The organism is Paenibacillus terrae, from assembly GCF_005217525.1.
In the GTDB taxonomy this organism is placed as follows: domain Bacteria; phylum Bacillota; class Bacilli; order Paenibacillales; family Paenibacillaceae; genus Paenibacillus; species Paenibacillus terrae_C.
The window spans coordinates 39,755-48,774 of sequence record NZ_PNXQ01000012.1 but is presented as its reverse complement, the minus strand read 5'-3'; the positions used below and the strand labels follow the sequence as shown (position 1 = coordinate 48,774).

Annotated in this window: 9 protein-coding genes; 3 read left to right on the top strand and 6 right to left on the bottom strand. The window is 49.5% G+C overall.

Translation table 11 applies throughout. The features are described 5' to 3' along the window. Both C1I60_RS10305 and C1I60_RS10300 read right to left on the bottom strand, forming a co-directional pair. Window positions 1–416 (bottom strand): ECF transporter S component (locus C1I60_RS10305; RefSeq protein WP_252361665.1); only part of this gene is annotated, 416 nt, incomplete at its 3' end. Window positions 417–794: 378 nt separating this feature from the next. Then, window positions 795–1,619 carry a nucleotidyltransferase domain-containing protein gene (locus C1I60_RS10300; RefSeq protein ID WP_137061643.1) on the bottom strand — a complete coding sequence of 275 codons (825 nt, stop codon included), beginning with the start codon at window positions 1,617–1,619 and terminating at the stop codon, window positions 795–797. A 243-nt stretch (window positions 1,620–1,862) separates the two neighbouring features. Here C1I60_RS10300 and C1I60_RS10295 point away from each other — a divergent pair, with 243 nt between their 5' ends. Together C1I60_RS10295 and C1I60_RS10290 are read left to right on the top strand one after the other, a co-directional pair. Next, window positions 1,863–3,188, top strand: coding sequence for a helix-turn-helix transcriptional regulator (locus C1I60_RS10295; protein ID WP_137061642.1), 1,326 nt, complete (start codon window positions 1,863–1,865; stop codon window positions 3,186–3,188). Continuing rightward, window positions 3,163–3,963: a WYL domain-containing protein gene (locus C1I60_RS10290; RefSeq protein ID WP_137061641.1), complete on the top strand. Its 801-nt coding sequence runs from the start codon at window positions 3,163–3,165 to the stop codon at window positions 3,961–3,963. The genes C1I60_RS10295 and C1I60_RS10290 overlap by 26 nt, the downstream gene beginning before the upstream one ends. Window positions 3,964–4,114: 151 nt before the next feature. Here C1I60_RS10290 and C1I60_RS10285 read toward each other — a convergent pair whose 3' ends face one another. Then, window positions 4,115–5,092: an aldo/keto reductase gene (locus C1I60_RS10285; RefSeq protein WP_137061640.1), complete on the bottom strand. Its 978-nt coding sequence runs from the start codon at window positions 5,090–5,092 to the stop codon at window positions 4,115–4,117. 21 nt (window positions 5,093–5,113) lie between these two features. Further along, window positions 5,114–6,037, bottom strand: a complete 924-nt coding sequence (gene cysK, locus C1I60_RS10280; protein WP_137061639.1) for a cysteine synthase A — start codon at window positions 6,035–6,037, stop codon at window positions 5,114–5,116. A gap of 186 nt (window positions 6,038–6,223) precedes the next feature. On the opposite strand from cysK, the gene C1I60_RS10275 reads away from it, so the two are divergent. Beyond that, complete coding sequence (locus tag C1I60_RS10275; protein ID WP_137061638.1) at window positions 6,224–7,432, top strand: MFS transporter; 1,209 nt, start codon at window positions 6,224–6,226, stop codon at window positions 7,430–7,432. 102 nt (window positions 7,433–7,534) lie between these two features. Here the strand turns inward: C1I60_RS10275 and C1I60_RS10270 are convergent, their stop codons facing one another. Both C1I60_RS10270 and C1I60_RS25535 read right to left on the bottom strand, forming a co-directional pair. Next, window positions 7,535–8,533 (bottom strand): glycosyltransferase, encoded by a 999-nt coding sequence (locus C1I60_RS10270; protein ID WP_137061637.1) that lies wholly within the window; start codon window positions 8,531–8,533, stop codon window positions 7,535–7,537. Window positions 8,534–8,585: 52 nt separating this feature from the next. Beyond that, window positions 8,586–9,020 (bottom strand): phosphotransferase (locus tag C1I60_RS25535; protein ID WP_252361664.1); only part of this gene is annotated, 435 nt, incomplete at its 5' end.

The following is a 9,020-nucleotide window of genomic DNA, read 5'->3' as shown; positions in this document are numbered from 1 at the left end:
CTAAAGTCCAAAATCAGGGAGGCTATAGCCGATCCAGCCGCAGCCAGCGAAGTGACCCACAGGTTGGCATTCCGGTACAGAAAAGCCGCAAAGAACAGCTCTGCTCCCAAACCTTGCAGAAAGCCGTAGTACAAGGTGGACATCCCCCATTCACTTCCCAAAAAAGCACTGACCGTTGCCGCTGCCACCTCTGCCAAAATCGCAACTCCCGGCTTGCGGATAATAAGGTATGCGAAAGTGCCCGCCATAAACCACATGCCATACACCAATTGCTCGGCGTTCAGCCCAAGCGGTTTCACCAGATCATACGCAGGCCCCCATATTTTATAAACCAAACCGAACACGACGGCGATCACAATTGTGACCAAAATATCCGTCAGCTTCAAACCTTTAGACGCTTTTACAGCAGTATTCATTATGATGTACTCCCTTTCCCCTTAAAATGGGCCTCGTGGCCATGAAAAAAAGCTTGTCTGGAGCTGAATCTCCAGGCAAGCTTTATGCGCAGTAAAAGGTGGATCACCATACAAAACATCATTCGTCGATATACCTCATACAATCAATAGCCTAAGCGCAGCCGCCTAGCTTGATTATAAGATATGAACCGAATCTATCGACAACCGCAAAACACGCGGCAATCCTGTATAGTGCTCTAGGTTTCTCTACGCTGGCATTACCCAGATCAGATTTCACGGTCGATGGCAAGGGCCACCCTCTCAGCCTGACTTTCTCAAGCTCCCGACAATGCTTTTTGATTCACTATAATGTACACCACATCTATTGCTTTGACAATCCTACAATCCGGCTTGCCATACTTCCTTCACCGCAGCGCGGAACAAATCATCCAGTTGCTGATCACGTCCACCCTCCATATGCTGGAGCAAAGGCGCCTTTTGTTCAAAATAAGTCATTTGCTGCTGGATATAATCATTGACCACCGAAAGCTGTGGCTCCATATCCAGTTCCTCACCCGCTTTTTTACGTTGCAGCAAATGTCCGATCACCTGATAAAGCTCTGTGTCTGCCGGAATGAATTCCTCCAGCAAGTCTTCAAATTCCATTGGAGGCATACTGTTATAGCGTTCAATCCAGCCACAGGCCAGCAGCGGGCGCAGCACGTAAAAATACTTTTTAATCTTCACCTGCTCTCCTTGCAAATAATCCCGATAGTTTCCCCGCGCCATATTCAGATAGTGATACATACAGGACTTCGGCGAGAAGGTTAATGGCGATATAGCGCGAATCTGCTCTGCTACTGAATATGGCTCCAGATAGGGGATCGGGGATTGCAGCCATTCCAGCAAAGGCGGATTGGACTTGCGAAACAGATTGAGCGCCTTTTTCAAATCCCAGCCGTTGATATCCAGCAAATCGCTGATCGGGCGCTCAATCACATCCCGTTGATCAAAAATGGACAAATACCACTCCAAGGGCCTCACATAGATAAAACGCACGTCATAGTCACTGTCCTGTGAAGGAAATCCCCACGCCCGACTGCCTGATTCGCAGGCATATATAATACGCACCTGCTCCTCCTGCTCCAATGCGCGTAGCTCTTGTAATATCGTATCACGCATTTTCGGTTTAATTAAATCGTGCTCATGTTTTGGATCTGTCATGCTATTCCCTCCCTAACCACCGCTTTTATACTTTGATATTTCCTGAATATGCCTCATTCATTCTACGCCCCGGCTTGGCTGACGAATTCTACTTGGTATTTATATCATCCTTTATTTTGCGTGCTGCGAACATGGCGAAAGTATTACAAGGATGAATAAATTTCCTTTTTCCTGCATCTCTTCCCTGTTAGAATAAAGGGATACTTATTTTCGCAGAACGGCAACAGAAATGGGGAATCCGCCATGGCGAGAGAGAGCTTTGATAAAGAAATTCAATTTCTGCGCATGCTGACACTGACGAGCGGCGCTTATAATCGGCAGCAATTTGCAGACAGACTGGGCATTTCGATACATACCTTTGATAAAACAATTCGGCGTCTCAAAGAAATCGTTCAATCCGTGCAGCAGCAGTTACCAGCGGAACAAGGACACGACTTCAATGAAATGCTGCGCTTGAACTACTATGAATCGGCTGATCCGCTATTGTTATTCCTGTTTCGGGCCAAATCGCTCAAGGAATCGGAAAGCGTTCGCCTGGCCCTTCTGCTGACAGCTCTACAGTCACAACCATTGACCACTATGGAGCTGCTGGATGCATGCTGCGAGGGATTGCCTGCTGACAGTGCATTGCCGGATGAAAAAACGATCCGTTCAGACCTGAAATATCTCGTCGAGGTCGGCGTGGTTCGCAAGGAACCTGGAGGCAGACCTTATCGCTATGCTGTCCGCAATGATCTGGTCACTGGACTGACGGACGAGGAATTACTGGACCTGTATGACTTTGTAGACGTTATGGCGAATACGCAGCTTCCCTCTGTACAGGGATATTTGCTGCGAGATCATTTAAAAAAAGCCATGCGCCGTCAAGCCGGGGCTCAGGAGATTGCAGAACCTTTTTTATACAAATACCACTATTACTCGCGTATTCTGGATGAGGCACATGTTCATCCGCTTCTTCATGCCATTCGACAACGTCGCTGTGTGACTTTTTTGTATTTTTCGGCGGCCAAACAAAGCATATACGGTTCACAGAACACGAATCCTCTGTTTGAAAAAGAAACCGAAGGACGTGAACACACCATTCTTCCCTTGCAAGTCATCTATGATCATCAATACGGGCGCTGGTATGTGCTGGGTCACGTGGGCGGCAAAGGGATCATGAAGTTCCGCATGGAGGGCATGACACAGTTAGCGGAGGGCGAACCCGTGTCTGAGAAGCGTTTTGCTGACCTGCTGGCCGTACTGGAAGAAAGAACGCGGTATAGCTGGCTTGTGGATACTGGGCGTGCCGTGAAGGTGCGGGTGCGTTTTTTCAATCCCGAAGGTGCCAAACGCAACTTTATTCGGGAGCGTGTGCTGTTGCAGGGGCAATGGGGAACGATCACGGAGGAAGAAAGTGAATCCTTTATCTATGAAATTACAGTGAACGGCATCACCGAGATTAAACCGTGGCTGCGCAGCTTTGGATCAAGCTGTGAGGTGTTGGAACCCAAGCGGCTTCGTCAGGAATTCAAGCAGGAATGGAAGGAGCTTCAAGCCTATTATGAGCCTATTCGAGAAAATATTTAACTACCAGATCGTCTCGCGGCTGGATGAATCGGGCGCTTTTGCTACCACATCGCAGGAAAGAATCTGGCTCCAGTCCATGCTGTCAGATCCGGCGGCGACAGAAGCTTTTATCCCGTCTACGCTCGATAAGCTTCGGCTGATGCTCGCAGATGACGATCCGCTGGAGATCGATGGAAGCTTGAGGGAAAAGGCCGGCATCCCTGCCTCCCCGGTCTATCACCCGCTCCTGCGTATATTGCGTCCCATCCTGCGGTCCCGCTCAGGTATCTGTATGAGCTACAGAATGCGCAACGGGCGCGTTCATGAGCGCTTGTCCGGTTTTCCGTATAAGCTGGAATTTTCCATGGTCAAAAAAGAATGGAGCCTGCTTTGGTACAACCGCCGACACCGTGCGCTGATGTCCACCAAGCTGTCCAGCATCGTCACCATCACCGAGGAGGAAACTTCTTCTGAAGAGACCGAAAAATTCACCCAACGCATACTCGGTATTCTGGAGTCACGCAAAGAACAGGGCATTATCGAAATTATACCTGTTTACAACGGGGAATTATCCCGTATTTTATATGCCTTTTCCTGCTTTGAGAAAGAGGTGGAGTATGTTCAGGCTGCGGATACCTATCGTATTACGCTCACTTTTCAGACAGACGAAAGTGAATACGTACTGTCCAAAATCCGCTTTCTCGGCAAACGTGTCAACGTCGTCCAAGGCTCCCGGCTCATTTCCCGAATGAAGGAAACAACCGCCAGGGCACTTGCCAGATACGAAGAGGATTAGCCGCTGGAAAAATGTTTAATGGCCCCACGAAAAAAAGCCCGCACACTGTCCATTAGACAAAAGGCGGGCCTATTCAATTACGATTTGCAGTACGAAATCATACTTTTTCCAAAAATATGTCTGCTGTAACAAGCTGAAAAGCACTCGCCAGTTACGGTAAAGCTTGTCCTCGTGCACTCACATATAGCTCATACCATTCCTCACGGGTCATCAGCTCACTCTGTCGCTCCGCATCCTGACACGCCTTGATCCGTTCAGGATTAGCGCTGCCAATGACGGGCTGAATCCGTGCCGGATGCTTCATGAGCCAGCCAAGAACGATGGCCTCGCGTGTCGTTTCCTTTTCAGCAGCCAGCTTTTGCACCAGCTCTGCTGTTTGGCGTATATGCTCAGGCTCCCCTTCCAAAGATCCACCGCTAAAACGTCCCTGTGCCAGTGGCCCCCACGCTTGAAGCTGAATATCCTCCGTTTGGCAGAATTCCAGCAAACCTTCGCCAAAATGGACATTCGTCCCTGCCTGCTGATTCACATGCACCGTCTGATCTACAAAATGTAGATGCGCCAGGCTCATCTCCAATTGATTAGCCACCAGCGGGCCGGCTAAACTGCGCTCCAGAAACTGAATTTGGCTTACATTCATATTGGAAACACCAAAATGCCGTACTTTGCCGGATGCCTTGAGCTTGCTGAACGCCTCCGCCACTTCTTCCGGCTCTACCAGCGGATCGGGACGGTGCAGCAGCAGGATGTCCAAATATTCGGTGCCCAGACGCTTCAGAATACCATCCACAGACTCCATAATATGAGCATATGAAAAATCAAATCGACCCGGGAGCGCACCATCCGGCAGGAAAATGCCGCATTTGGACTGGATAACGATCTGCTCGCGCAAACCGGGCTGCCCCTTCAAAATCCGGCCAAAAATTTCTTCTGCTTTTCCCATACGATAGATGTCTGCATGATCGAACATCGTAATGCCGATGGAACGTGCGGCTTCCACCGCTCTTTCTGCTTCCACCACATGCTCCTGTGTAAACGGTGTACGATCCCATTCCCCGCCAAAAGGCATACAGCCAAGCACCAGACGGCTATCCGAAATGTTGCGTTTCTGTAAAGGCATAATTTTCATGTTGCTCCTCCTTCACTTTTTTTATCCGAAAATACCCATGCTCAAATATCGCTCTCCTGTATCCGGGGCAATACAAAGCACCCGTTTGCCCGGTCCCAAGCGCCGAGCTTCCTGAATTGCCGTCCATATTGTAGCTCCGCTGGAAGGTCCGACGAGAATTCCCTCCTGAGCAGCAATCGCCCGTGTCATTGCAATCGCATCCTCATCCGAAACCTGTATGATTTCGTCATAAATATCCGTATTCAATACGGCAGGAACGAATCCCGGGCTAGTACCAACCAGCTTATGTGGACCAGGCTTGCCCCCTGACAGCACTGGCGAGCCCTTCGGCTCTACCACGACAACACGCAGATCCGGCAAATGCTGGCGCAGCACCTCACCCGTTCCCGTAATTGTACCGCCCGTTCCAGAAGAAGCGACGAACACGTCCAGCTTGCCTTCCGTCTGCTCCAAAATTTCAAGCGCAGTCGTCGTACGGTGGATATCCGGGTTGGCCTCGTTTTCAAATTGTTGCGGGATAAAGCTCCCTTCAATCTCAGCCCCCAGCTCCAGCGCCTTGCGAATTGCTCCTGACATCCGTTCTTCCGCTGGCGTCAGCACAACCTCAGCACCGTATGCTTTTAAAATATTGATTCGTTCCTTCGTCATATTCGACGGCATCACCAATATCGCACGGTAGCCTCGGGCTGCCGCATTCATCGCTAAGCCAATCCCCGTATTCCCGCTGGTCGGCTCAATAATAGTTCCACCCGGTTTTAAATGTCCGGCCCGTTCCGCCTCGGCAATCAGATTACCCGCCGCCCGATCCTTGACACTGCCGCTGGGATTATAGTATTCCAGCTTCACATACACTTCCGCATCCTGCGGTCCGGTTAATCGCTGAAGCCGCACACAAGGCGTATCTCCAATTAAATCTGTAATACTATGTACCACTTTAAGCGTCATCATTGTATCCTCCTTGGATAGATCCATACTATAAAAATAACATATTTAACCCGCTCATACCTGCCGCTTTTGTAAAATAGATAAATCTTATCTGCTTAGTATGTAAAATTCTTGCAAATGGGTCGCCAGATGTGGTTTCTAATGATATACTCGCATTACTATTTTTCAGGAGGATACAAGACACTCATGAGTATTCAAGAAAATTTGACAGCCAATCGCTTTCCCCCCTCCTTGCTATGGTTGACGCTCGGTGCCTTTGCCATCGGCATGACCGAATTCGTCATTATGGGTCTTCTGCCCAATGTGGCCCAGGATCTTCATGTTACCATCCCGCAAGCCGGACAGCTCATCACCAGCTACGCGCTTGGTGTGGCCATTGGCGCACCTGTGCTCACCGTATTAACTCACAAGGTACCGCAAAAAAAGCTGTTATGCCTGCTGATGATTATATTCATTTTAGGCAATCTTTTTTCGGTCATTGCTCCCAACTACGAGCTTCTGATTGCAGCCCGTATGGCTACCGCGTTATCACACGGAACCTTTTTGGGAGCCGGCTCCCTGATCGCCGCCCGACTGGTTCGCCCTGACAAGCGGGCTGGTGCCATTTCTATGGTGCTGACCGGACTGACCGTAGCCAACATTATCGGCGTGCCCTTTGGCACCTTTATCGGACAGCAGCTCGGCTGGCGTGCTTCCTTTGGAGCCATCGTTGTGATCGGCCTGATTTCTCTCTTTGGCATCATCCGGTACATTCCGGTTATGCATCAGGACAAGCCCTCCAGTCTCAAACAAGAAGTCCGAAGCCTGTTTAATCCGAAGGTATTGCTGATGCTACTCACAGGTGCTGTCGGTTGTGGTAGTCTGTTCAGCGTCTTTACGTACATTACGCCTTTACTTACCGACATTAGCGGCTTTGCCGAGCATAGCATTACGTGGATTCTCGTCCTGTTCGGACTTGGTGTAACCATCGGCAACATCGTTGGCGGCAAGCTCGCGGATTGGAGGCTGCTGCCATCCTTAATTGCAAACTACGCTATACTGGCCATTATTTTGGCCATTCTGACGTTTACGCTTCAAAGCAAGGTACTGGCTGTGATTACCGTCTTTATCTGGGGGATTGCCGCGTTCGGCATTATGCCCGGCATTCAGGTTCGCATCATGAATCTGGCCTATGAGGCCCCTTTGCTCGCATCTACCTCCAGCCATTCCGCTTTGAATCTGGGTAACGCAGGAGGCGCTTTTATCGGCGGGGTCGTCATTAATCAAATGGGGCTCGCTTCCATCCCATGGGTTGCATCTCTGATCACCGTTGGCGGTCTGCTTCTCATGCTGGTCAGCTACGCTATTGACCGCAGAACGGCTCATTCTGAAGTCGCAGCGGGGATACATTCCTAAAAGGAAGGACTTTCGTTCACTTGAGCGAAAGTCCCTTTTTAAATCATCTCTAATTCTGGACGCTTAAACGCGTGTTGAAACCGAAGTATTCTGCCTCGCCACTCAGCTTAACCAATTCTCAAAAAAGTCCCGATACCCCTGCTTCATCACCTTACTCGAAAACTTCTCCATGGCGTACGCCTGATTTTCATTAGAAACCCGACGAGGTGAGGCAGCAGCCATATTGACCAGCTCGAACCAGTTTTTCTCATTGCCCGAAAAAGAATGCGTGGAGCTGATATGCCCATAGCAAGGATGCTCAGGCTTCACAACGATTTTACCCATAGCCAGCGCTTCGGTCAGCGGCATCGCAAACGTGTCGAATTTGGAGCAGCTCCAGTATACTTTCGCCGTATTCATCAGCGCAAATACCTCATCCTGCGTCAACGCAAATTGAAGCTTCACATTGTCAGGGATATCGTACTTCTTCATGCTTTCCTTATAGCGTTCCCCGCCAAACACCATGTAAACTTCCTTGTCGGGATTGTGCCGCGCATACTCCAGCACCAGATCAGGACGCCGATTCTCCTCATCCCTTCCGATCCACATCACCCGATTCTCCACGACCTGCGAAGGGTCAAAATGCTTTTCTACCAGTCGCTCATTAAACCCAATCGGGATAACTGTCACATCCGTTACACCAAACTTGGATGCCATCTCCTGTCTGAGAAAATCAGTCTGCACAATAGCCTTGTCCACAATCTGATAAAAAGGCTTCATCATCTCATAGCCTGTAAGCGCCGGATCAGGAAAACTGTGCGGAAAAAGCACGCTGTTTTTAAAAAACATTTTCAAATATGTAAAGCCGGATACCGTATAAATAACATCCTCAATCTGCTGCTCATGAAGCTGGTCGAGTACCACGTCATAATTGACCAGATCACCCTTTTCGTGCTCATAGCCGGGAAGCCAGTCATGGCTGCTGACATGGCGCTCCGGTGACACAAATACGATATCCACACCCAGCTCCAGTCCGATCTGTTTCAGACGTTCCGCAAAAATACGCGGACCCTGTGCTTCGGCAAACTGAATTTTCCTCATGACCAAACCGACTTTTTTCATATATTTCTCCACCTTTGTTTACAATCTGTACACACGCTGTAGCTCCAACTCTTTATTCACACCTTCTGACTTGTCCCCATTCCAGCATCGCTGCGCATTGGCTCAAACAGGCTAAAGCCTCGCCCCGTTGGGCTTCTAATTGCTCTTTTGACCATTTATCACCGTTTATATGCATTTTCATTTCGATCCTTCGCAAATCGCTTTCAATTAACAACAGCATCCACAGTGAAAATACCACGGCAAACATGCTATATTCTTGCATAAATGTGCCCCGTTCCAGTCCTGCTCCCAGCAGCTCCATCTGATCCAAGTACCTGTCCAGCAGGCGGATTCGCAAGTCGGACGTCATACGCCGGGGAAACAACGGATGGGACATGTCGATCAGATGATACATATCCCAAAGCGGTGTGTTCAAATGGGCATGCTCCCAATCCAGCACCATCAGCCGCTCCCCACTCAGCGCATAGTTTCCCGGATGAAGGTCACC

Excerpts from the sequence above, each read along its gene's own strand:
- C1I60_RS10285 (WP_137061640.1), bottom strand. The coding sequence starts at position 5,092 with ATGAAAATTATGCCTTTACAGAAACGCAACATTTCGGATAGCCGTCTG.
- C1I60_RS10275 (WP_137061638.1), top strand. The coding sequence starts at position 6,224 with ATGAGTATTCAAGAAAATTTGACAGCCAATCGCTTTCCCCCCTCCTTG.
- C1I60_RS10295 (WP_137061642.1), top strand. The coding sequence starts at position 1,863 with ATGGCGAGAGAGAGCTTTGATAAAGAAATTCAATTTCTGCGCATGCTG.
- C1I60_RS10300 (WP_137061643.1), bottom strand. The coding sequence starts at position 1,619 with ATGACAGATCCAAAACATGAGCACGATTTAATTAAACCGAAAATGCGT.
- cysK (WP_137061639.1), bottom strand. The coding sequence starts at position 6,037 with ATGACGCTTAAAGTGGTACATAGTATTACAGATTTAATTGGAGATACG.
- C1I60_RS10270 (WP_137061637.1), bottom strand. The coding sequence starts at position 8,533 with ATGAAAAAAGTCGGTTTGGTCATGAGGAAAATTCAGTTTGCCGAAGCA.
- C1I60_RS10290 (WP_137061641.1), top strand. The coding sequence starts at position 3,163 with ATGAGCCTATTCGAGAAAATATTTAACTACCAGATCGTCTCGCGGCTG.